Below are 24,639 nucleotides of genomic sequence, written 5' to 3' on the forward strand. Positions count from 1 at the left end.
CACCCTCAAACACAAAACAGGTCTGACTGAGTATCGGGCTTCGCGCTATTTTGCACGCTTACCCACCTGCCTTGCCGAATCAGGTTCACTTTCGTTGTGTACCTCTAACTTCCTATGGCTTCCTTCGGACCCTGTCGTTGGCCAACAACGCCCTTGCCATTCGGATTATCTTCCCCTCAGTCAGGGTGATTCAGGTTTCTTTCAACCTGACGGTTTTGCCAGCTTCGCTGGGCAAACAAAAAAGCCTTGCGGTAACCGCAAGGCTTTAAATGAGTATAATTTGCTAGGTATCGCTTATTGCTAAGAACTAACTATAAACAACGCGACGTTTCGGGTTTACGAATATTTCTTGCTTGGGTATACCCTGATCTTTTGGGTCAAGTACCCCTTCCCCTACGCCAAGGAAGATGCCGTTGGTATCAACACCGTGATAAACACGATAAGACGTGCCCTCACTAAGTGGCTCGCTACACTCTCCTTTAACCGATTGTCCATTATCAAAGCGATTTCTTTCAACGTCGTTGATAGTCACAAACGGCAGACGACTTACTGCGGTGTCCATAGTAATGAGCAAGTCATCAAGTGCTTTAAACTCACCGTCGTCTAGTGACTCCTGGATTTCAATTAACTTTTCAAGCGATACCATTTTATCCGTAGGATAATCGGCCACTTCAGTACGATGTAAACGGGTAACGTAGGCACCGCATCCTAAGTTTTGCCCTAAGTCATCAACGATTGAACGTATATACGTGCCTTTGCTGCATTTTATTCGCATATCCACGTTAGGAAGCTCAATGCGCAACACGTCAAGCTCAAAGACTTCAATATCACGGGGCTCTCGCTCTATTTCAATCCCCTGTCGGGCATAATAATACAGCGGCTTACCTTGATGTTTGAGTGCAGAAAACATAGACGGGATTTGTTTGCTTTTACCTAAAAAAGCAAGGCATGCGTCGCGGACTTGCTCTTCGCTAACATTGACGGGCTTTTCCTCAACAACTTCACCGTCTGCGTCAGAGGTGGTTGTACGCACCCCTAGCTGCACCGTAACTTCATACGTTTTCTCAGCATCGAGCAGAAACTGAGAAAACTTAGTCGCCTCACCAAGACACAAAGGCAGCATACCACTGGCCAGAGGATCAAGCGCTCCTGTGTGACCCGCCTTGGCTGCTTTATAAAGCCAACGCACTTTTTGAAGAAGCTGATTCGAAGAACCACCAAGTGGTTTATCAAGCAATACTATGCCGTTAATATCACGGCCTTTACGACGTCTTGCCATCTACTCCTGCTCTTGTGAATCGTCTTGGTCGCGCTTTGACTCATCTTTTGCAATGGTCTGAGACACAAGATTAGAAATACGCATACCTTCAATAATTGATTTATCTTCAAAAAAGTGAAGGTCAGGGACTGAACGCATACGAAGTCGCTTAGCAAGAATACTGCGAATGAACTTCTTGTACTCTGCTAGCTGTTTTATTTGAACTTTACCTTCTTCTTCCGTGCTGTTGTAAATGGTTACAAAAATCTTTGCGTGCGCTAGATCGCGCGATACATCTACGTCAGATACCGTAATCAAAGGCATATCACCCACACGGTGCTTGTATTCATTTTGCAGGATGCTAGCGACTTCTTTATGAACTTGCTGAGCAACTCTGTCGGTACGTGAAAACTCACGAGCCATTGTATTCTCCTTTCCTTATTTAACCTTGAAGCACGCTTTTGGGTCTGACGCTTTAGGTACAGACAAAAACGGGAGCACTCGGCCCCTTTTTCACATGCCGAATTAACTAAGGCAATTAAATTTCGCGTTTAACTTCAACGATTTCGAAGACCTCGATTTGGTCGCCTACTTTTACGTCGTTGTAGTTCTTAACGCCGATACCACATTCCATGCCGTTACGAACGTCTTGTACGTCATCTTTAAAGCGACGTAGTGATTCTAATTCACCTTCGTAAATTACTACGTTGTCACGTAGTACACGGATTGGATTGCTGCGCTTAACATTACCTTCGGTAACCATACAGCCGGCAATTGCACCCAGTTTCGGTGACTTAAATACATCACGTACTTCTGCAAGACCAATGATTTCCTGCTTGAATTCTGGTGCAAGCATACCACTCATGGCCGCTTTCACTTCATCAATTAGGTTGTAGATAACGCTGTAGTAACGTAAATCAATTTCTTCCGCTTCTAGTACGCGACGGGCAGTTGCATCGGCACGAACGTTAAAGCCTAGTACGATAGCACCTGATGCAGCCGCTAGGGTTGCGTCAGTTTCAGTGATACCACCTACACCGCTACCTACAATATTTACTTTCACTTCAGAAGTAGAAAGCTTGATAAGTGATTCAGAAATCGCTTCTACAGAACCCTGGACGTCGGCTTTAAGTACGATGTTAAGTTCGCTAACATCACCTGATTCCATGTTCGCAAACATGTTTTCAAGTTTCGCTTTTTGCTGACGTGCTAGTTTAAGTTCACGTTTCTTCTGGTGACGCTTAGCGGCTACTTCACGCGCTTTACGCTCGTCTTTAACAACAGCGGCGTCTTCACCCGCTACCGGTACACCTGAAAGACCAAGTACTTCAACTGGTGTAGATGGACCGGCAAGCTTCATGTCTTTACCGTTTTCGTCGCGCATAGCACGAACGCGGCCGTATTCTTCACCACATAGTAGGATGTCACCCGCGCGTAGCTGGCCTTCCTGAACAAGTACTGAAGCCACTGGCCCACGACCTTTATCAAGGCGAGACTCAATAACGATACCACGACCTGGACCTTCCGCTACTGCTTGAAGGTCAAGCAGTTCAGATTGTAGTACGATAGCTTCTAGAAGCTCGTCTACGCCCATACCTGTTTTAGCAGATACGTTACAGAACTGGTGTTCGCCACCCCACTCTTCTGAGATAACTTCAAGTTGAGAAAGCTCAGTTTTAACGCGGTCTGGATCAGCTGTTTCCTTATCCATTTTGTTCACTGCAACAATCAGTGGTACGCCAGCCGCACGGGCGTGCTGTACCGCTTCTTTCGTTTGCGGCATTACGCCGTCATCTGCAGCAACAACAAGGATAACGATATCGGTTGCCGTAGCACCACGTGCACGCATTGCCGTAAACGCGGCGTGTCCAGGTGTATCTAGGAACGTGATTTCACCGTTATCTGTTTGTACTTTATATGCACCGATGTGCTGAGTAATACCACCCGCTTCACCATCTGCAACCTTCGCACGACGAATGTAGTCAAGTAACGATGTTTTACCATGGTCAACGTGACCCATGATAGTAACAACAGGTGCACGGCTGGTTTTCTCACCGTCTGTACCATCTGCTAACAACTCATCTTCTAGTGCATTATCGTTAACAAGTTCGTATTTGTGACCCATCTCTTCGATAACCAGTACCGCTGTATCTTGGTCTAGTACTTGGTTAATGGTCGCCATCTCGCCCATCTTCATCATGGTCTTGATAACTTCATTAGACTTAATCGCTAGTTTACTAGCAAGTTCGCCTACCGTGATGGTTGCGCCTAGTTTTACTACGCGCTCAACAGGTGCCGCTGGCTTATTAAAGCCCTGCTTAAGATGCTCACCTGCGTTTTTCTTAGACTTACGACGACGGCGCGATGAACGCTCTACCTGCATGTCTTCTTCGTCTTCTGCTTCTTGAGCATAACGGTTAGAGTGCAAGTGAACTTCTTCAGCTTCTGCTTTCTTACGACGCTCTTCTTCTTCTTTCCAGCGACGTTCGTTTTCTTCAGCGAGTTTACGCGCTTCATCAGCCGCTTTCTTCGCGTCTTCTTCAAGCTTCTTCTGCGCTTCTTCTTCTTGCGCTTTGCGTAAACGCTCTTCTTCCTGACGCGCAGCTTCCGCTTCCGCTTTTTCAGCTTCAGTTAGCTCTGGCTCGTCTTTTTTACGTGCTTCAGCTTCTTTCTTCGCTTGTTCTGCGCGACGAACACGCTCTTCTTCAGCGGCTTTTTTCGCTTCTTGTGCTTTGCGTGCTTTTTCTTCGGCGGCTTTTTTCGCTTCTGCCGCCGCTTTCTCTTCCGCTTCGCGCTTCAGACGTGCTTCTTCTTCAAGACGCTTCGCCTCTTCTTCCGCTTGACGCTGCTGCTCTTCAATGTCGCTACGCTTAACGTAAGTGCGCTTCTTGCGAACTTCTACTTTCACTTCTTTAGACTTACCTACACTTAGCGTGCTTGTCGTCTTACGTTTCAGTGTCATGCGCGTTGGTTCAGCTGCGCTGCCGTGTTGCTTACTTAAATGATCCAATAGTTTCTGTTTCTCGTCTTCGTTTACCTGTTCGCCGGCACTCTTAGAGATACCCGCGTCTTTAAACTGGCCAACCAATCGGTCAACGGTCGTACCAATGTCGCTGGCGAGCTTTTCAATAGATACATCTGCCATTACGTATTTTTCCCCCTGTTGACCTTACTCTTCTTCACTGAACCATACGATATTACGAGCCGCCATGATTAACGCACCGGCTTTCTCTTCGTCTAGTTCATCGATATCACTGATATCATCGGTACCTTGTTCTGCTAATTCCTCTAGGTCGGTAACACCGCGGCTGGCCAACACATAAGCCACGTGTTTACTCATACCCTCAAGATTTAATAAGGCTTCGGTAGGTTCTGCACCTTCAAGCGACTCTTCGTTCGCTAGTGCACGCGTGGTTAAGAAAGCGCGCGCTCTATTGCGCAACTCTTCAACCATATCTTCATCTAACCCTTCAACCGCTAGAAGTTCACTTGCCGGCACGTATGCCACTTCTTCTAGTGTCGTAAAGCCTTCATCTACTAGGACAGACGCAAATTCTTCGTCAATATCCAAACCAGCAGTAAATAGATTAAGTACCTTCGCGTTTTCTTCTTCGTGCTTCTTGTTGAGATCTTCAACCGTCATCACGTTAAGTTCCCAGCCTGTTAGCTGGCTTGCTAAGCGAACGTTTTGACCGCTACGGCCAATCGCTTGCGCTAGATTATCGGCTTCAACTGCTACATCCATGTTATTGCTATCTTCGTCAACAACAATTGATGCTACTTCAGCAGGTGCCATTGCATTGATAACGAATTGCGCTGGGTTTTCATCCCAAAGCACGATATCAACACGTTCGCCGCCCAGTTCACCCGACACGGCTTGTACACGTGAGCCACGCATACCAACACACGCACCCACAGGGTCTAAACGCTTATCGTTGGTTTTAACAGCAATCTTCGCACGAGAGCCCGGGTCGCGAGCAGCAGATTTAATTTCTAGTGTTTCTTCCGCAATTTCTGGCACTTCTAAGCGGAATAGTTCAACTAGCATGTCTGGATGCGTACGGCTGATAAATAATTGTGCGCCACGCGCTTCTGGACGAATTACGTAAAGAAGACCACGTACACGGTCACCAGGACGGAAAGTTTCACGAGGAAGCATGTCATCGCGGTAGATAACACCTTCAGCGTTGTTACCCAAATCGATGATGATGTTATCGCGGTTAACTTTCTTAACCGTGCCTGTTACCAACTCACCCACTTTATCTTCGTACTCAGCAATCATCTGCTGACGCTCAGCTTCACGTACTTTCTGTACGATAACTTGCTTAGCTGTTTGCGTAGTTATGCGGTCGAATTTGATAGATTCAATCTGTTCTTCCACATAATCGCCAAGTTGTATCTCTGGTTCGTCGATTTGCGCCGCAGAAATCGTAATTTCAGCAAATGGGTTTTCCTGTTCTTGATCATCAGGGATAACCAACCAGCGACGGAATGTATCAAAGTCACCAGACGTTCTGTCGATGCTTACACGAACTTCAATTTCGCCTTCGTTTTTCTTTTTTGTTGCGCTAGCAATAGCAAACTCTAGCGCTTCAAAAATCTTTTCTCTAGGCACTTGTTTTTCATTTGAAACGGCTTCCGCCACTAACAAAATTTCTTTATTCATTTTCGCCTCACTTTTGCTTTCGTCGATGAAAGCAGAGCTGTTCCGTTAATCGAACGTGGGAACAACGTTACCTTTTTCGATATTCGCCACAGCTAACTGGAACTGCTGGCCATCCACTTCAATACTTACCATGCCGTTTTCGCACGCAAGTACTTTGCCTTTAAAATTGCGTCTGTCGTCCATCGGCATAGACAAACGAACCTGAACCACTTCACCCACAGACTCGATGTAATGCTTTTCTTTGAAAAGCGGTCTGTCCATACCCGGTGATGACACTTCCAAGTTATATTCAGTGCTAATTGGATCTTCAACGTCCAAAATTGCGCTAACCTGATGACTTACATCTGCACAATCATCTACGGTAATCCCGTTTTCATGATCAATAAAAACGCGAAGAATCGAATGTTTCCCCGCTCGTACAAACTCGATGCCAACCAACTCAAATCCAAGTGCTTCAACACCTGGTTCTAGCATTTCGGTTAGTTTCTCTTCAAGTTTTGCCAATGCAAACCTCCAAAAACGAAAAAAGGGCCTAAAGCCCACCTGTCATCACCCGGCTCAGCGAGGCTGACTCCAGGTTTTAATACAACAAAAAGCCCCGGACTAGCGGGGCTTTTATTAAAATTCTGAACCCATACCTGCCAACAAGGGCAGTTGCAAACTTATGGGTAAAACCACCGTTAGGTGATAGCTTGCTATGGATGAGGGCGTTACTTTCCTGAACACTCATTTCTGAACTCTGAGGGAGCCCGCGCTCATCACTTAATGTGTCCATTATACGTATAGGCGGCGCATTAAGCAACAGCCAATACTTAGTCTTCGTCTTTGAAGGTGGCTTTAATGTCGAGAATTTTCGGCATTATTTCGATCATTAAATCAACTAAACGAGGCTCAAAATGCTTGCCTCGTTGACTCTCTAAAAAGTCGATAGTTTTTTCGATACTCCAAGCGTCTTTGTAAGGACGCTTACTGGTTAGGGCATCAAACACATCAGCAAGAGCGCAAATTCGGCCTTCAATAGGAATATCCTCGCCTGCTAGCCCGTTGGGATAACCGGTACCATCCCATTTTTCATGGTGGGTTAAAGACACCGATTTAGCGACTTTTAATAAAACCGAGTCACCACAATCACCAATGATTTCAGCCCCTATCTCAGGGTGGTGCTTCATGGTCGCAAATTCTTCATCGGTCAATTTACCAGGCTTAAGCATGATACTGTCTGCAATGCCTATTTTACCTATGTCATGCATAGGGGCTGCATGAAGCAGAATCTCAGCTTGCTTCTCTGATAGGCCATAAGCCAGCGCCAGTTCTTTCGAATAATGACTCATACGCATGACATGCATACCCGTCTCATTATCTTTATACTCAGCTGCTTTACCGAGGCGCTGTACAACTTGTAAACGGCTGTCGAGCAACTCGTCGGCTTGGACCAAGCTTAGGTGAGTTTTAACCCGCGCTTTTACTATAGCGGGTGAAATAGGCTTAGTAATATAATCTACTGCGCCAGCGTCAAAACCTTGTGTTTCATCTTGCTCATCATTTAACGCGGTGACGAATATAACAGGTATCTGCTTTGTATTATCTTGCTGCTTTAACTGTCTGCATACTTCAAAGCCCGTTAAACCTGGCATCATGACATCCAGTAAAATTAAATTTGGCTGTCTGCTTGGCGCTAATTTGAGCGCTTCCTCGCCATTTCTCGCAAAAATAAGCTGATAATCGTTGGCGAGTAGTTGCTTTAAAACGCGGAGATTGACAGGCTCGTCGTCTACAAGCAATAAAGTGGGTTTTTCAATATCAATATCTAACATGCCCTGTCCCATGGCTACTTTAACTCTTCTATCATTAACGAAATCCGTTCATGCGCGAGTTCAAATTCGAAATCGTCTATATCTAATATGATTTGCGTTATTTGTTCTTTATGACTAGAACACCCTACTTCACGCAGGAAAGCCAACTCTTCTTCATCCACCATATTTTTGTCAACGCTTTCAAGCAGCGACATTAAATGGCTAAGTAACAGCTCGTTGTCGATGCTTTCATTTATAGCATCCTCAGCGTACAAGGGCGACTCGCTCAACATTAATTCAATTTTATCTAACGCGCCTCTTAATACATTAATGTTTTCTATATCAACGTGTGACTTCAACGCTTGAGACTCTATATCTCGCGTGGTGCGGAAAAACGTGGTTAAACATAAATTCCCAGACGTGCCTTTCAATCCATGTGCTAAAGCTGCTACCGCTTTGTAATCTTCCCTAATTGCAGCGCTCATCAGCGCATCTATTTTATCTCGACAAGAAGAGGTAAATTTATCGACCTCTTGGAGCACCGTATCTTCGTTGCCCCACAAATCAATGGCCTTATTGATATCTAAAATATGTTTTTCAACACTGAGTGTAGATGCGCGATGATGCGTTGGCAGCGCGTTTTCTGACACTTTCACCTGCTCAGTTTCCAGGTTAAGTACCCGCACAATCTCTTCCATTAATAAGGAGAAATCCACAGGCTTATTAGCAAATCCTTCCATACCGGCTTGCTCTGCCTCGTGCTTATCTTGAACGAGCACACTTGCAGTAAGTGCGATGATAGGCGTTGCAGGTAATCCCTGATCTTTTTCATAAAGTCGACGTTGTTTAGCTGCCTCTAAACCATCGAGGTTAGGCATTTGTAAATCCATCAACACCACATCAAAAGACTGTGCGCGCATTTTTTCAAGTGCGATCAAACCGTCTGTTGCCGTCTCTACCTTGTGCCCTGAGCGTTTAAGCAGTAATGAAAGTAACTCAATATTTTGCTGAACATCATCCACTACCAGAATATTCAGTGTAGACTCGATATGCGTTATTTTTGCATCCGCGTCAGCCTTGCTCGTTTCATCTAACGCAACAACTTCTAACGGTAGCCGAAAGGTAAAGGTCGTCCCTTTCCCTTCTTCACTGGTTGCACAAATATTGCCGCCCATCAGCTCTACCAGCTGTTTTGAAATCGTGGTACCTAACCCGGTCCCCCCATACTTTCTACTCATCGACGCATCGGCTTGAGAGAACGGGTCGAATACCTTGTCCAACTGCGCTTTCGTCATCCCAATGCCGGTATCTGAAACATCAAAGTAAACAAGCTCTCCTTCACTTCTTACCGCTATTTCTACTTTGCCTTCGTGCGTAAACTTCACGGCATTGCCAATCAGGTTGTTAAGTACTTGCCGCATGCGCTCTGGTACACCTCGGTAACCATCGGCAACCGACGCATCCACGTTAAGTACTAGGTCGACCTTTTTGCGTTTAGCTTCTAACCAAAAGGTCGATACAACAAGGTCTAATTCTTCACGTATAAGGAAGTCGCGATAGTCTAGATCAAGCTTTCCTTTATCTAACTTAGCACTGTCCAAAATATCATTGAGTAGGTGAAGCAGGGAGCGCGCCGAACGATTAATTGTAGTGAGATGAGATTTTTGTTCGTCTCGTAAGGCCTCGCCTAACATGAGGTCGCTAAAGCCAATAATCGCGTTCATGGGTGTACGAATTTCATGGCTCATATTTGCTAAAAAGGCCGTGCGGGCTGCGGCAGCCTGCTCTGCCTTTTCTTTCGCGGCTTTAAGCTCATCTTCCATTACACGTCTTTGAGTGATATCAGAGATAAACCCATCTACGTAAAGCACGTTGCCATCTTCATCTTTAACATGAACGCCGTGCTCCGTTACCCATTTAACTTCGCCTGATTTTGCAACAATGCGATATTCATAGGAGAACGGGCCCCCGTCGCTGTTTACATTACAAAGCCTTTCCACATCGTCAGGATGATAAAGGTCACTAAAAGAACGCTTTGGGTCTGGCAATACAAAATCTTCGGGTGAATAACCCGTTACTTCTGTAACTGCATCACTAATAAATACCATTGGCCAGCCAGGCATATTCAGACAGCGATACGCTACTCCCGGAATATTAGAAATCAAACTTCTAAACTTAGCCTCACTTTCACGAAGTGCATCTTCTATTTCTTTACGTTTGCGCAAATCGGAAGCAAACGAAACAAAAACCGGCTTTCCATCAATTTTCGTATACCCCACACCGAGGCGAACCGGTATCTTTTCACCACCTTTTCTTAATATTTCTACTTCACGTCCAGTACCAATAATTTGCTCAGTGGGCACAACCCGTTGACTAAAAAAGTCATCCCCGTAAAGGTGGCGCCTTTCATGAGGAACAATTTCAGACGCGTGAAGCCCAATGAGTTCATCAGGCTTATAACCATAAATATGTTCTACGGCAGGGTTAGCCGTTTTTATGATGCCTTTATCATTGACAGTCATGATGGCATCTACTGCCGTGTCGGTTATTGCTCTTTGAATTCGTTCGCTTTCGATTGCCCGTACCATAACGTCACGGTATTTGAATAACAGGCTGATACCCAACACCATAGTAATAAGTATAAGCGTAACTATTGCTATTGATACGGCCAAAAAGACCGCGATATTTGATGATTGAGCAGAGGTTTCCATACCAAGCGGCAAAACAAAACGCGCTGCGGCCATGCCGGTATAATGCATTCCTGCAATAGCACACCCCATAACTACACTAGCTAGTAAAACGTGTTTACCCAGAAGCTTTTTAGACTTCGTTGCCGCTCTTATTCCAAACTTAATCCAAAGTGAAAGCATGGCAAGAAGAACTGCTACTATAATGGACAGCGCGAACATAGGTAAGTTGTATCGCAGCAAAGGTGCCATTTCCATTGCCGCCATACCACTGTAGTGCATAGTACCAATACCAGCGCCTACCAATACACCGCCAAGAATAACTTCACTCACACTGATGCGGGTTTTAATTAGTAAATTCAGCGCTACCCATGCCGCCGCAATGCCCGGCAGGGCCGACAGCCCCGTGATAAGGGGGTCATATTCAACAGGTACGCACAAATCAAACGCGGTCATACCCAAAAAATGCATAGACCAAATGCCGCCACCAAGCGCAATACTGCCCGTTCCCAATAGTGTATTCCGGCGAAGGTGATCGGTTGTAACGGCAGCTTGTCCTGCGACATTAAACGCCATAAATGATGCAAATATTGCGACTAAAAGAGACAATACTACGAGGGGAAAGTGGTAGGCGCCCTCTAGCAAAGTGGCGCTTTCTTCAAACGTAAAAAAGCGAGATATCATAACGCGGCCAAACTACCTTCTAGTTAATTGTTATTAGTGGCGATAAATCAATTTAGCATACACATTTCTATAGTGTAGTTATTTGTTGAGAATATTGTGCTAAAAAATATAGAAGGAATAATTAAAAGGCGAAAAAGAAAAAACCCAGCAAATGCTGGGTTTTTAATGTGGTTGCGGGAGCAGGATTTGAACCTACGACCTTCGGGTTATGAGCCCGACGAGCTACCAGACTGCTCCATCCCGCGACTGTACGGTAAAGCATGGTGTTGCGATGCTTTATAATTCTGGCTATATAAATATGGTTGCGGGAGCAGGATTTGAACCTACGACCTTCGGGTTATGAGCCCGACGAGCTACCAGACTGCTCCATCCCGCGATTGTACGGTAAAGCTTGCATTGCAAAGCTTTGAAATTCTGGTTTATTTTCTGTGGTTGCGGGAGCAGGATTTGAACCTACGACCTTCGGGTTATGAGCCCGACGAGCTACCAGACTGCTCCATCCCGCGCCAGAAAATATACGTTTGAAGCGTTTCGTTTAATGCCTCGCTTCAACGTGGTGCGTATTATACATAGGGACTTTCTCAACACAAGTACAAAGGTGCGAAATATTTCATTTTTCTGACTGTTCGCAGTTTAATTGACCAACATGCTCAAAGTTAATACGAATATGCTGCTGATTAGCACCTTTTACAAAGCACACGCGCTAAGTTATTTAAATTTTTCCATTTTTTCAGCAAGCGAGAAATCCAGTTCAGTCAATCCACCGGCGTCATGGGTGGTCAAAGTTACTTCTACTTTATTGTAAACGTTAAACCATTCTGGATGATGCTTTAGCTTCTCAGCCCAAATAGCCATTTGCGACATCCACCCAAACGCCCGAATAAAGCTTTTAAACGTAAATGTTTTTTTAATGCTATCACCACTGCGCTCCCAAGGGGTGTCATCAGTTATCAGAGCGTTGAGTGCTTCAAGTTTATTCTCAATTTCACTTTCTACCAGTTTTGTAGCCATAGCGCGTTCCTTGAAATAACGTAAATTGATTGACACGTGAGCTTACTACTTTAATGAAACGTTGAAAGATTAGAAGTCATTGCGCGCTATTAGGAAAGCGCAAGGTGGAGGAAATAGTTTACAAGCAATTAAAAAAGCCGACCTAGCGTTGTGACTCACTAGGTCGACTTTATAGGTGCAACGTTAAGCGTTAAAACTCAATAGCTAAACGCGCATAGATTTGTCGGCCTCGCGGGTCGTGAACTTTTGAGTCAAAACCACTATTGGTAAATAGCTGAGGGGGTTCTTCATCAAACATATTGATTGCACCAAGGGTTAACACGTAACTCTGCTCAGTATCATAAAGACCGCCAAGGTCAATGTTATATTGCGCATCAACCGTTAGGTGGCTATCCACTTCGTAAAATCCGCCCGCACAACCGCCTAGGTTAGCTGTGCCGTCATCACAGTTTTGGTCATCGTCATACGACGAAATATAGCGCAAGAAGACATTGGCAGCATGGATGTCATTCTTCCAAGCCAAGCCTAAATTCGCGCGCAGCTCAGGGGAAGATACTCCTATGTTGTTAAAGTTACGACGCCCTGCGCCGTCTATATTACCTGCCTGTGGGTCCATAAGGTCATATTTAGTAATATAGGTAGCATTAAGTGACGGCGTGAAGCTACCAAAGTCGGTTTCAATTTTATAGCTGGTCACAAAATCGAGACCCGATGTTTCAAGTGAGCTTGCGTTAACATAGGTATTGTTCACCTGAAGCGCTGGGCCGGTCAACGGATCGCCCGCGCGAATGACTCGGTCAGGATTCGTCGGGTCTTCATTGAGTACCGCTTGCGCATTCTCCTGAATGATCAAGTCTTCAAATTCAAAATTCCAATAATCAACTTCTATAGAAAAATCTCTGAATGGCTCGTAAGAGAAGCCAATGTTATATGCGGTAGATTCTTCAGGCTTCAAATCTTCATTACCCGACGTTCGCACCGCAACAAAAGCGACGGCCCCTTGAACAGGGTCAATTAACTGCTGTAACGACGTAGCCCCGCCTTGCGCCAGGAAGACCGTAGGCGCTCTAAATGAGGTAGAAATTGATCCACGGAACGAGAATTCATCGGTTGCGCGCCACGAGACCGCGAGTTTCGGGTCGACAGTACTACCTATTGAGCCACCGTAATCTTCGTAACGCACGGCAAGCTGAACGTCTAATTCGTCGTTAATAGGTAAGGCTAATTCACCAAACGCCGCCCATACGTCTTGGCTACCATCAATATCGGGGTTACCAATCACGAAGGTGAAGCTGTCTTGATTCGCCAAGTCATCATAATCTTGACTAAGCTGGTTCTCTCGATACTGCACTCCTAGCGCCAAAGCCGCAAATCCACCGCCCATTTCAAAGACATCAAACGAAGTGAAAGCTTCGAAGACTTCTAAGTCAGCTTTAGAATCAATTACCTCTGTGCCCGTAAATGAACTAACAACATAATCAGAATTGGGGGCAGATGTATAAGAGGTAGCAAACGGATTAAAGAACTCACAATTCCCTACCCCGGGCGACCCTGCTATAGGATCACAGTTCGAACCGCCAAGGCCATAAAGTGCCAGCTGGAACTCTGTGTTTAATACATCAGGCACTCTGAACACAAAATCGTTCACTGCTCGGGTATAACTTACTTCCCAGAACCCTGTGTCGGTGACACCTTGTAAGCTGGTGCTAAAACGAAGGGTGTCAGATTCGGTATTCGCTGGGTCGCCTTCAAAGCCGTTTCCTTCTGCTCTTCCGAAAAAGGCCACAGACTGGCCAAACGGGTTTTGCGGGTGATAATCAGGAACGATGGGCGAAGTTAAGATAGGGAAGCTTGGTGCTCCCCCCCCGCTCTGCACGGTTTCTTGCGGTACTGAATTCCGCTGTCCAGGTTATATCGTTATCAAACTCATAATCGGCGCGAACATAGGCATTGGTTCGACTTTCATCGGCAACATACGAATAAAATTTACCAAAATCAAAGCCACAAAAGCCTACTTCTAAGCCGGGAATCGTGCCGCTAGGCGCTCTGAGATCTGGCGCGCCGCCGAACTCTTCACATCCATATGGGTCAATTATCGGAAGTGGACCCGCGCCAGGAATATTCAAAAAATAAGAGCCAGGGTTTCCTAGGGCACTGGTGTCATCTTGCGGACGACTTAAGCGTCTATCGCTTAAAAACAGTGGCGAGCGGTTGGTATAGCTGATTGCAGCAAGTACGCTTCCGTTGTCTCCAGTAGCTCCCCACAACCCCTGTAGAATATACTCTTTATTATCGCCATGGGCCCCATCTTGATAATCAACGCTTACCATTGCACCGTCGTAGTTTCGTTTAGTAATAAAGTTAACTACACCGGCAACCGCGTCAGAACCGTAAAGGGCTGATGCTCCATCTTTCACCACTTCCATGCGGTCAATGGCAATCATAGGTACTAATGAACTAGTGTCTACAAAGTTGAGGCCTTCATTAGTGGGCTGAGCGGTAACTACTTGGCGCTTGTTATTTAGCAGGACCAAGGTCGAGGCAACACCAAGGCCCCGAAGGTTAATATTAGATGTGCCAGCAGTCGCGTTTTGCGTAAACGCGTCTGGGTTGTTTTCAGCACCTGTGTTAATGGTAAGTGTTTGTGTAATGTCAGCAATATTCTTTGCGCCAATTGCATCAATAGCCACGCTATCAACAACGGCCAGCGGTGATGGAGATTCGAAGTTCTCGCTTCGGCGTACGAAACTGCCGGTAACTAAAATAAGTTCAACGTCTTTCTTTGCTTCTTGCTCTTTATCTGCGTCAGTTTCTTGTGCTGAAACTAAATAAGGTGAGCAAAGTAAAGCAGTGCCAACCATAGCGGCAACTGCGGTCTTACGCGTTTTAAATTTCATAGTGTGATTCCAAATCTGGGCTTATCACTACCGGCACTACTACCCACACTTTCCGCTAGCAACAGGCTGTTCGATTTTGTGTTGTTATTGTGATAGGTCACATCAAGTGATGGCCTACTCAATTGATACTATGCCCGATTTCCACCTTTGTAAATTTATTGTGAATAATATGTTTACATTAATTTTACACATGGTCAGACCAGATAGACTTTTGGATAAGATCGTATTTAAAATCTAGATACTTCCTAATATTCCACTGAGTATATGTTTCATTGATTAGGTAATTTATACACTACCTCTACAACGGCCCACCTACACACCTAAACTAACTTCATAAAATTCAATCACATAAGAATTAGCATTTAGAGGAACGAAATTTGATTCATCAAGAACAGGCCCACAACAGGTGAATGAGGTTTATGGAGTTTCCGAAAGTAGACGAGGTATATAAGCTTTTAAGTGAAAAGTTAGAAAGCTGGATAGAGGGTGGCATTACCCTACTACCAAATATAGTTGTCGCATTTCTTATTGCTATTGTATTTGGGGTCATAGCTAAAGTTGTGGGCAACGTCGCAGGTAAACTAATGCGACGTACGTTTGAGTCCCGACAAATTGCTGGCCTTCTTACCTCTATTATTAAAGCGATTGTACTTGTTGCCGGCATTTTCATTGCTCTAGATTTCGTCGGTCTTAAAGGCACTGTTACATCACTACTTGCAGGTGCTGGTATTGTAGGGTTAGCGATTGGTTTTGCTTTTCAAGACATGACAGAAAACTTCATTGCTGGCGTAGCAATGGGTATTAGAAAGCCCTTTGATATTGGTGATGTTATTGAAGCTGAAGGGGTGTTTGGAAATGTTAAGGAAATAAACCTTAGAAATACGTTGGTGGAAACCTTTTACGGCCAGCTAGAGGTTATTCCAAACAAAATTTTGTTCCGCAACATCCTGACTAATTATTCGTATTTAGGTTACCGAAGAATAGAAGTGCCTGTGGGTATATCCTACGCCGACGATATTGAACAAGCCGCTAAAGTGATTACGGATGCGATGAACGAAAAGGACTACGTTATCAAGAAAGAAGAAACCGCGGTGTATGCCGAGTCTTTTGGCGATTCTAGTATCAACCTTCTGCTGTGGTTTTGGATTCGATATCCGGGAGAGCCGGGCTTTATGGTAGTTCGTCACGATGCCATTACCACGGTTAAAACGGTGCTTGAAGATAATGACATACTTATACCGTTCCCAATCAGAACGCTGGATTTTAATGCTAAGGGCAGCGATAAATTAAACACCATGCTTATCGATCGAGATGAATCGAAAGCAAATAGCCATAGTTCAACCTCGCCGCAGTCTTCTGCTGGCGAAAAGGCGAGCGACGGGTCAAGTCACGTCGATGAAGAGTAAAAACCAAAGGAGAAACAAATGGAAATGTTAAATTCAACTACACGTAAACACGCATTTTTAGCACTGATTTTTGCAGCGAGTATCGGAAGCTTAGGTGGTTGCGCTACTATCGAAGGCGCTGGCGAAGATATTCAAAGCGCCGGTGAAGCGGTAGAAGAAGGAGCGCAAGAGGCATCGAACTAAGTGCCAATTATGTGAATTAGGTACAGAGTTCTCTACTATCAACAATAGCCTGATGAAGGATGCGTTCTTCATCAGGCTTTTTTGTGCTTAGTTTTCACCAAAACAGTGAAAATTCATTAATATGCCCACTATTGCCATGGCCCTGCATATAGCTTGAGCTAGGGTTTAAGTATCGCTAACATTAAAAAACTGCCTACAAGCGCTGGGTTACCGCTCGATTTTAAAAGGCAGCTAGCCTCAACTTTAAAGAGCTTGCCTTGCGGCTTTTCAGTCACGTCAATCAGTTTAAATTGATACTTGAGCGAATCGTTGCATTTCACTGGCTCTAGAAAGCGCAACTTATCGATGCCGTAATTAATCATAGAGGCTATGCGTTCGCTCGGTGATACCACTTCGGCAAAGGCCTTTGGCATCAAACTAGCGCTTAGAAAACCGTGAGCTATGGTGGTTTTAAACGGGCTCTCTTTTTCACAACGTGCCCCGTCAAGATGAATCCATTGGTGATCACCGGTTGCGTCAGCAAACTGATTAATCATGTCTTGAGTTACGGTTAGCCATTCAGGCTGCTCAAGTAAATCCCCTACCGATAAATCCAAAAGCGTTTTCATTTTTACGTCCATTCTCCGTTTGTACACGACCAACCTACTATTATTCACTTGAATGTTTCAATTAACTTTTAATAATAGGTATTTATAAATATTCTTGTTACACTAACGTAAATTTATCGTAGATGCTATGTAGCAATGCATTCATATATTGCTTTAATACACGCTGTTACAAACACAGCGCTTCTTCATCTATTGGCTTTTTTTCAGAGCATTCGCTCGTAAAGGATTAGTTATGAATCTCAATAGAATCGATTTAAATTTGTTTGCCGTATTTGATGCCATTTATACGGCAGGCAGTTTGACCAAGGCAGCAGACGTACTATGTATTACTCAACCCGCGGTGAGTAATTCATTAGCAAGACTAAGAGAAATGCTTAATGACCCGCTTTTCGTGCGTACTGGGCATAGCATGACACCTACACCAGTAGCTCAAAACATTATTGTTCCTGCGCGTCAGGCCCTTGCATTGTTACGCAAGAGCGTTCAAGAAAGCCATACTTTCGACCCGCTTACCGCTGAAAAGTCCTTCAACTTTGCTAGCCGCGATTTACTAGAGGCGAGCATAATGCCTCGCTTAGTCTCTCGCCTTCAAAACTTAGCGCCGAATATTGGATTAACAAACTACGAAATTCCGCGCAGTCAGGTGGTATCCGCAATGGCAGCGGGTACGCTGGACTTCTTCGCTGACGCGTCTACGTTTACCGACCCACACTTGTGTAAAGAGAAAATTGCACAAGACAGGTTTGTTGTATTAGCCCGTAAAAATCACCCTGCCCTAAAAAACGGGCTGGACTTAGATACCTTTCTTCGTCTTGGGCATATTAACGTATCGCAACGCAAATCGGGCGCAGGCCCTATTGACGTAGCGCTAGACAAAATGGGCAAAAGAAGAAAAGAAGTCATGCGTGGGCAACACTTTTTGACAGTACCCAGTACCATAGTGAAAACCGATTTAATCGCTTGTTTACCATTTCACTTAGCAAAGCATTACGATCTTGCGATTTACGAAATGCCCTTTGACCTGCCGCCGGTCGAATATTATTTGTATTGGCATGTTAGCGCAGACCACGACTACGCCCATATGTGGATGCGTGAACAAATTATGGAAGTGGCAAGTAATTTTAAGCCACACTAGCCCACCCTGCCTAAAAGCGCTCACCCAGAGCGCTTTTTTATTGCGCTTATTTAACGTGCTTATTTAGCGCACTCATTTAGCGTGCTATGTCAGTTATTAAGCCACATACCTAAGTATCGATTACGGCGTTTCTAACCTCTCATGAATATTGTTTAATCGTTTCCAACGAACGAATATTCAAACAACTTACTTGAGGAATTAACCATGTTGAAAATCGTTAAAACTTCTCTTGTTATCGCAGCAACATTTGGCATGTCAGGTATGGCACACGCAGATGTAAGCGAGGCGCTAGCAAACATTTGCACTATTGTACAAGCTGACGATAAAGGCGAGCTTCGTAAGAAGATGCGTTCAGTTGAATCAGATTATCGTATGAAGCTTAAAGATTATTACTCTGGCATTAGCTGCAGTGGTAACAGCCTAATTCGTACGGCTCTGCTAAGTAACGCAGTAGAAACTGGTGAGCTACTGGTTAAGAAAATGCCCAAGAGCGATTTAAATGCGCCTGAAGCAGACGGTAAAACACTGCAAGCATGGGTTGCCGAAAACGGCTTGCAAGACAACCCAATTGCAGCGGTAATTAACGACAGACTGTAACCCCCTTTCACGCCATGTGAATCAGTTCAACATGGTTGCAGAGTAATCTGCACTTTAAGAAGCGACCTCCGGGTCGCTTTTTTCTTTTCAAGATGAAAAGAAAAAAGGAGAGTTAATATCAACTCTCCTTTTGTTTATTAATTAGTAACTAATACCTAACTGGCCTTAGCCACCGCTAGCTTTTCTTCCGAAAGTGCTTCGCTTATCGAAAGTACAGGCTCATTTTGATAAACACGCTCAAGGAATGCCTTGTAGACATCAGCAAATTTTTCTTGCTGAGCAAGCTCGCCAAACACTTCTTCTATCTTCAAGAAGCTTAAGCTGTCTGTTTCATTTTGCTGGGCAGCGCGATGAAGTGTACCAGACAATACGTCGTTAATTTCTAGCGGCTTTCCGTCTTGAGACGCGTGTTTATCTGAATAATACGACCAACACGCGACAACGAAGGCACTAATACTTACATCACGCCCAGCTACTAAGTTATCTCGTACCGTAGGCAGCAAGAACACTGGCAGCTTGGCTGAACTTTCTAAGCAAATACGCGCCAAGGTATCTTTGATAAAAGGATTTGAAAAGCGAGAGATTAACGTATCGCGATAATCAAATACATCAATGCCTTCAACCTCATCTAGGGTTGGCATCACCTCTTTTTCCATAAAGATAGACAATAGCTGTTTTAATTGCGCAGCTTCTACACTCTCATGGATAGTATCAAGTCCGGCAACTGAACCCACTAGCCCTAGTACTGAATGCCCAGCATTTAGCATGCGTAGTTTCAGCTTTTCATAAGGCGCTACATCGCTAACAAATTGTGCGCCCACTTCATCAAACTGTGGCTTAGTATTACAAAAGTCATCTTCAATAACCCACTGCTTGAAAGGCTCACATACTACTGGCCAGCTATCTTCTACCCCTTGTGCTTTAAGCATTACTATATCTTCGCTTGTAGTCGCAGGCGTAATTCTGTCTACCATAGAATTAGGAAAGCTGACGTTCTCGTTAACCCACTGCGCTAACGCTTGGTCGAATAGCTCAGTATAAGCTAACAACATCTTCTTCAACACATGACCGTTGTGCTGAATATTGTCGCACGACATAACCGTAAAGGGCTTAACGTTGTTTTCTCTGCGCTTTTTGATTGCAGCAACTAAGTAGCCAAAAACCAGTTTAGGGCTTTTCGGATTTTCGATGTCGTGAAGCACATCTGGGTTAGTGGTAATAAACTCACCTGTAGATGCATCAAAGTTATAACCACCCTCAGTGATGGTTAAAGAAACGATACGCACTTCAGACTCAGACATTTTATCAATGACAGCTTGAGGATTATCTGGCGCCATTAAGAAACCAGTCATCGCACCTATCACTGACGCAGAGCGCGACCCGTCATTGTGCTTTTCAACCAATGTGTAAAGATTGTCTTGCTCATCGAACACTTTTTTCATTGCTCGGTCGTTTTCACGAAGGCCTACACCACAAATACCCCACGACAAATTACCGGTCTTGGCCATTAATCTGTCTACATACATGGCTTCATGTGCACGATGAAACCCACCCACGCCGATGTGAACAATACCCGTTTGAACATTCTCCACATCATAAGCTGGACGCTTAACGTCAGCAGGCAAGGATGGCAAGTTAGCTCTGTTTAATAAAATTGGCGTTTGAGATTGCATAAAAACCTTATTAGCTTTGTAGCGCTTTCTGGCGACGCATCGCCCAATACGCAGTAACGAAATAGATAACGGTGCACGCGAACCCTATATTGAAAAATAAATCACGGTTCGATTCGTACACGGCAAGCGTGTCACTAAGAGAAAACGTTTTAATTGCTAGCGCGATGGACACAAGTAAGCTAGCTACAGAAGTAAGGCGCAATAATTTAGTTGCGGCGCTGATATCCTCAACGTGGTCGCTTTCTAACGCCGCTTCTTGCTGTTGGTGTTCTTCAACACGCTCGTCAAAGGCCTTCACTTGCGCTTGTTGCTCAGGGTATTCTTCTTTCGCGCCATATTTAGCAGCAAGCACGGTATATACGGCTATTGTGAAGAACCATGTAGGGATAAACAGGTAATAGAATGAAATAACATCTAACGCATTTAACCCAAAGCCGAACACAAGTCCTAGGCCCCAGCTTGCAACAGCGGGTGTGCTATGGGTAAGGCTTTGATAATGGGCCCAGTAACGTGTAAACCCAATGCGAGGAAAAATCATATGCTCAGCGAAGACTATTGCACCGACTGGAACAACAAGCAGCCCGGCATAAGTTAAAAGTGGCAGCAACTTAGTAAATACGAATGGGAAGCACGCGATGGCTACGGTAACCATACCAACTATAGCAGTGGTTTTAGTACGTGATTTATCTTTAAAAATAGCTTGTGCAGCAAGTCCGGCACGATAAAGGTTAGCGTTTGCGGTAGTCCAGCCGGCAACGATAACAATAACAAGACCAGAGAGACCTAACGCGTGGAATGCCACGTCACCTGGATCAAGTTCTACAATAGATTTCTGCACAATAACCGCAGTCCCCGCGCCCATAATACCCGCTGAGATCCATGCGATATAGTGACCAAACAACATGCCTGCTGAGGTGCAAAGACCGTAGCGCTTGCGTTTCGCAAAGCGTAGTAGCGCCATATCAATAAGGCCAAAATGCGTGATGGTATTTGCTGCCCAAGAGAACCCAATAACTTCTAATAAGCCAATTCCTGGCTCACCGCTTTGCGTTAAACCGGTCCACACCGACGTACTGCCGATATGCATAAAGTCGTTCCACGACGTTAAGAATGTTTGTCCTATCACAGATTCTGCCAATGCAGGCATAAGAATAAGTGGACCACAGATAAACATAGTGAAAAGCCAAGGGGCACAAATACGAGAGAAGTCCGACACAGCGTTAAAACCGTACATGGCAACAAACACAACAATAACGCCCACAGCCAACACAACAGCAACAAATGCTAAATTAGTCGGGTACCAGTTCAACTGCGCTGGAATGTTTAACGCAAATCGAACGGCAGTGGCTGATACGGTAATCATCGCAGCGGAAATAACGGTGAATATGATCACATTCGCCCAGTTATAGAGCTTGGTCATTGAATCACCCGCTATCTTCTGAAGATAGGAGTACAAGCTTAGACGGGTTTCAACAGCTATAGGTGTAGTGATAAGTGTCCAGCTCAAAACAGCCAGTAGGTTACCAATAAGTAAGCCTAACAAGATGTCGGTCATGGTGGCGCCTAAGGCGACAAACGTTGCACCGAAAACAAACTCTGTGGCCGCAACGTGTTCACCGGCATACAAGCCCATAAAGTGCTTCCAGCCTTTAAGTTTATGCTTTGCGACCGGCAGTTGCTCGTCGCTTACTTTTGAAATATCAATATCGCTCGACGTTGACTTCATCTTCAAATCTCTTGTTGTAGGTGGATATCTCTTTGTTGTGTCTTTGTAGCGACAATGCAGATGGAGCAATTGCCCAACTTGTGAGACATATCTCATTTTCGTGAATATTTGCACATACCCTTTCATTTGTAAACACGAATTAACAAAATAAAGTCGCTATGCGTTAAATTTTTAACACGACAAAATTGCTCAACAAATGTACTTCAGCCTTTTCCCTTAGGGGTATCTCTTTGAAGTAAATAACGAAGATATAAAATGGTATTGTTAATACATTGAGTGATTTCAGCGAGTTTACGTAAAACAGCGTTATCGCGATTGGCGCATTAAATTAACGGTAGAAACGTTGGCATCAATTACTTTACACTTAAGCAAATATTCAAGGGGTGCTTTTTATTTCCCTTGTAATCATTGAACAGGTATTGCGTAGGAAAGTATGGAATAAGGCAAAATATGGTAAATGCATTAAGGGTGATTCTTGCGAACTGATAACATTGATTTAGTTATTTTTGACTGTGATGGTGTACTTATAGATAGCGAAGTGCTGTCTATGCAGGCGTGGAATTCGGTTTTAGCGAATTATGATATTGCACTCACTAAGCAGTATTTTATCGAAAACTTTCTAGGCAAAAGCATGGAGCATGTAAGGAGCAAAATAGAAGAGGATTTTGCGCTTTTATTGACCCCTTCTCTGGAAGGTGAGTTTCATACACTGCTTTTTCACGCCTTTGAACGCCACCTAACTGCAACGTCAGGCATTATAGATGTTCTCTCTTCGTTGCGTGTCCCCTTTTGCGTGGCGACAAGCAGTTCACCAGAGAGAACCGAAAAAGCATTAAAAAGTACTGGCCTAATTACCTATTTTAACGACCGTATATTTACCCGCTCATTGGTAAGCAGAGGTAAACCAGCGCCAGACTTATTTCTTTATGCCGCCAATGCACTTAATTGCAGCCCACGCACCTGTTTAGTGATTGAAGACTCCCAGCCAGGCTTGGCGGGGGCAAAAGCCGCCGGTATGCGCTACCTTCACTACACAGGCGGTACTCATATACGTAACCTAGTAGAACACCACGAGCACACCATTGCTTCTTGGGACGGGTTTACAACACGGTTCCCTGACTTATTTAATACGAGAAAAAAACATGAGTAAGAAAGCACAAAACGAACTCAACAAACTGGATGAAGCGGCCAGAGCGGGATGGATGTATTATGTGGGCGGAAAAACACAGGACGAAATAGCGAAAACCCTTAAAACTTCCCGTCAAAGTGCGCAAAGACTGGTCGCACTGTCTATGTCAGAAGGGCTGGTTAAAGTGCGCTTGGAACACCCTATCGCCAGATGCATGGAATTAGCGCAAGGGCTACGAGAAAAGTTTGGGCTGACATTTTGCGATATCGTGCCAAATGTAGATGACGACCCTAACTCTACACAAGGGCTGGGACAGGCCGGCGCGGCAGCTATAGAACGCGCACTTAAACACGACGCTCCGCAAACCATAGCATTTGGCACCGGAAGAGTGCTTCGTGCTTGTGCGGATGAGTTATCGTTATTGCACTGCCCGCAACATAAAATTGTTTCTCTCGTCGGTAATATAGCTGAAAATGGAGAAGCGACCCGTTACGACGTGGCGGTACATGTTGCTGACCGATTAAAAGCCCAGCACTACCCTATGCCAACGCCGGTCATTGCTTCGAGCAAAGAGGAACGAGGTGTATGGCATCAACAAAAGCATATATCTCGCATTCATTCGTTGGCCGAACAGGCTGATATCAGCTTTGTAGGCATAGGCAACCTAGGCAGCGTATCTCCGCTATATAAAGACGGATTCATTGACGACGACGAGTTAGGCATTCTAGCCGACTCAGGCGCTTGCGGCGAAATTATCAGCTGGGTGTTTAACGAAGAGGGCGCATTGATCAAGTGCGACATTAACCAACGGGTAACGAGCGTTAAACTTAAAGCCACCCCAGAGAAACCCGTTATTGGTATTGCTGCGGGAGACAACAAATTCAATGCCATTAGAGGTGCGCTTCGCTCTAAATTTTTAAACGGGTTAATCACTACAGAGCGCACGGCGTCAGCATTACTTGATGCATAGCACGACTTAAAATTGAAGCGATTTTTTTCAAAATTCATATCGAAAGTCGCTGAGAAAAAGCAAAAAAACAGTGAAGCGCTGTTTTTTTTGCGCTTTTTCTGCTGCTTTATTGAGCAAGCCATTTCCCCTTCCGTCATCCCCTCTACCCCTTTAATACTAAAGGCTAACAGCAAATTCCACTCTACTTACATCTTTAGTATAAGGTATTGACTGATA

At 44.7% G+C, this 24,639-nt stretch carries 18 protein-coding genes, 3 tRNA genes and 1 pseudogene; 7 read left to right on the top strand and 15 right to left on the bottom strand.

Going from position 1 to position 24,639, the window contains the following annotated elements; genetic code table 11:
* The coding region (locus tag ACX5J7_RS18595; protein WP_498707852.1) for a hypothetical protein at positions 1-304 on the top strand (304 nt) is incomplete at its 5' end.
* A gap of 3 nt (positions 305-307) precedes the next feature.
* Here ACX5J7_RS18595 and truB read toward each other — a convergent pair.
* The 12 genes and pseudogenes from truB to ACX5J7_RS18655 all read right to left on the bottom strand — a co-directional run bounded on the left by truB (position 308) and on the right by ACX5J7_RS18655 (position 14,996).
* Positions 308-1,279 (bottom strand): tRNA pseudouridine(55) synthase TruB, encoded by a 972-nt coding sequence (gene truB / locus ACX5J7_RS18600; protein ID WP_498707853.1) that lies wholly within the window; start codon positions 1,277-1,279, stop codon positions 308-310.
* Complete coding sequence (rbfA, locus tag ACX5J7_RS18605) at positions 1,280-1,681, bottom strand: 30S ribosome-binding factor RbfA (protein WP_012518254.1); 402 nt, start codon at positions 1,679-1,681, stop codon at positions 1,280-1,282.
* Between the two features lie 115 nt (positions 1,682-1,796).
* Positions 1,797-4,403, bottom strand: coding sequence for a translation initiation factor IF-2 (gene infB / locus ACX5J7_RS18610; RefSeq protein ID WP_012518253.1), 2,607 nt, complete (start codon positions 4,401-4,403; stop codon positions 1,797-1,799).
* A gap of 24 nt (positions 4,404-4,427) precedes the next feature.
* Positions 4,428-5,924 (bottom strand): transcription termination factor NusA, encoded by a 1,497-nt coding sequence (gene nusA, locus ACX5J7_RS18615; RefSeq protein WP_024016208.1) that lies wholly within the window; start codon positions 5,922-5,924, stop codon positions 4,428-4,430.
* A gap of 45 nt (positions 5,925-5,969) precedes the next feature.
* A complete protein-coding gene (gene rimP / locus ACX5J7_RS18620; protein WP_012518251.1) occupies positions 5,970-6,428 on the bottom strand; it encodes a ribosome maturation factor RimP in 459 nt (152 codons plus the stop codon).
* Between the two features lie 308 nt (positions 6,429-6,736).
* Positions 6,737-7,738: a response regulator gene (locus ACX5J7_RS18625; protein ID WP_015067050.1), complete on the bottom strand. Its 1,002-nt coding sequence runs from the start codon at positions 7,736-7,738 to the stop codon at positions 6,737-6,739.
* Positions 7,739-7,752: 14 nt separating this feature from the next.
* A complete protein-coding gene (locus tag ACX5J7_RS18630; RefSeq protein ID WP_498707856.1) occupies positions 7,753-11,088 on the bottom strand; it encodes an MHYT domain-containing protein in 3,336 nt (1,111 codons plus the stop codon).
* Positions 11,089-11,256: 168 nt separating this feature from the next.
* A tRNA-Met gene (locus tag ACX5J7_RS18635) sits at positions 11,257-11,333 on the bottom strand.
* A 54-nt stretch (positions 11,334-11,387) separates the two neighbouring features.
* A tRNA-Met gene (locus ACX5J7_RS18640) sits at positions 11,388-11,464 on the bottom strand.
* A 53-nt stretch (positions 11,465-11,517) separates the two neighbouring features.
* Positions 11,518-11,594, bottom strand: a tRNA-Met gene (locus ACX5J7_RS18645).
* 202 nt (positions 11,595-11,796) lie between these two features.
* On the bottom strand, positions 11,797-12,099 hold the full coding sequence (locus tag ACX5J7_RS18650; RefSeq protein WP_012518248.1) for a 4a-hydroxytetrahydrobiopterin dehydratase: 303 nt from the start codon (positions 12,097-12,099) through the stop codon (positions 11,797-11,799).
* A gap of 190 nt (positions 12,100-12,289) precedes the next feature.
* Positions 12,290-14,996: pseudogene (locus ACX5J7_RS18655) on the bottom strand (TonB-dependent receptor).
* A gap of 419 nt (positions 14,997-15,415) precedes the next feature.
* On the opposite strand from ACX5J7_RS18655, the gene ACX5J7_RS18660 reads away from it, so the two are divergent.
* Positions 15,416-16,402 (top strand): mechanosensitive ion channel family protein, encoded by a 987-nt coding sequence (locus ACX5J7_RS18660; protein ID WP_015067047.1) that lies wholly within the window; start codon positions 15,416-15,418, stop codon positions 16,400-16,402.
* Between the two features lie 18 nt (positions 16,403-16,420).
* On the top strand, positions 16,421-16,585 hold the full coding sequence (locus ACX5J7_RS18665; protein ID WP_012518245.1) for an entericidin A/B family lipoprotein: 165 nt from the start codon (positions 16,421-16,423) through the stop codon (positions 16,583-16,585).
* A 158-nt stretch (positions 16,586-16,743) separates the two neighbouring features.
* On the opposite strand, the gene ACX5J7_RS18670 is transcribed toward ACX5J7_RS18665, so the two are convergent.
* Positions 16,744-17,193, bottom strand: a complete 450-nt coding sequence (locus ACX5J7_RS18670; RefSeq protein ID WP_020743444.1) for a MaoC family dehydratase — start codon at positions 17,191-17,193, stop codon at positions 16,744-16,746.
* Positions 17,194-17,425: 232 nt separating this feature from the next.
* Here ACX5J7_RS18670 and ACX5J7_RS18675 point away from each other — a divergent pair, with 232 nt between their 5' ends.
* Positions 17,426-18,328, top strand: coding sequence for a LysR family transcriptional regulator (locus ACX5J7_RS18675; protein ID WP_015067045.1), 903 nt, complete (start codon positions 17,426-17,428; stop codon positions 18,326-18,328).
* 204 nt (positions 18,329-18,532) lie between these two features.
* Positions 18,533-18,925, top strand: coding sequence for a DUF3718 domain-containing protein (locus ACX5J7_RS18680; protein WP_498707858.1), 393 nt, complete (start codon positions 18,533-18,535; stop codon positions 18,923-18,925).
* A gap of 155 nt (positions 18,926-19,080) precedes the next feature.
* On the opposite strand, the gene ACX5J7_RS18685 is transcribed toward ACX5J7_RS18680, so the two are convergent.
* Both ACX5J7_RS18685 and ACX5J7_RS18690 read right to left on the bottom strand, forming a co-directional pair.
* Positions 19,081-20,598 carry a mannitol dehydrogenase family protein gene (locus ACX5J7_RS18685; protein ID WP_498707859.1) on the bottom strand — a complete coding sequence of 506 codons (1,518 nt, stop codon included), beginning with the start codon at positions 20,596-20,598 and terminating at the stop codon, positions 19,081-19,083.
* A 10-nt stretch (positions 20,599-20,608) separates the two neighbouring features.
* Complete coding sequence (locus ACX5J7_RS18690) at positions 20,609-22,324, bottom strand: purine-cytosine permease family protein (RefSeq protein WP_015067042.1); 1,716 nt, start codon at positions 22,322-22,324, stop codon at positions 20,609-20,611.
* 475 nt (positions 22,325-22,799) lie between these two features.
* On the opposite strand from ACX5J7_RS18690, the gene ACX5J7_RS18695 reads away from it, so the two are divergent.
* Positions 22,800-23,474, top strand: a complete 675-nt coding sequence (locus ACX5J7_RS18695) for an HAD family hydrolase (RefSeq protein WP_498707860.1) — start codon at positions 22,800-22,802, stop codon at positions 23,472-23,474.
* On the top strand, positions 23,467-24,423 hold the full coding sequence (locus tag ACX5J7_RS18700; protein WP_278382889.1) for a sugar-binding transcriptional regulator: 957 nt from the start codon (positions 23,467-23,469) through the stop codon (positions 24,421-24,423). Before ACX5J7_RS18695 ends, ACX5J7_RS18700 begins: the two co-directional genes overlap by 8 nt.
* The last annotated feature ends 216 nt before the right edge of the window (positions 24,424-24,639 follow it).

The sequence above is a fragment of the Alteromonas infernus genome (assembly GCF_902705815.1).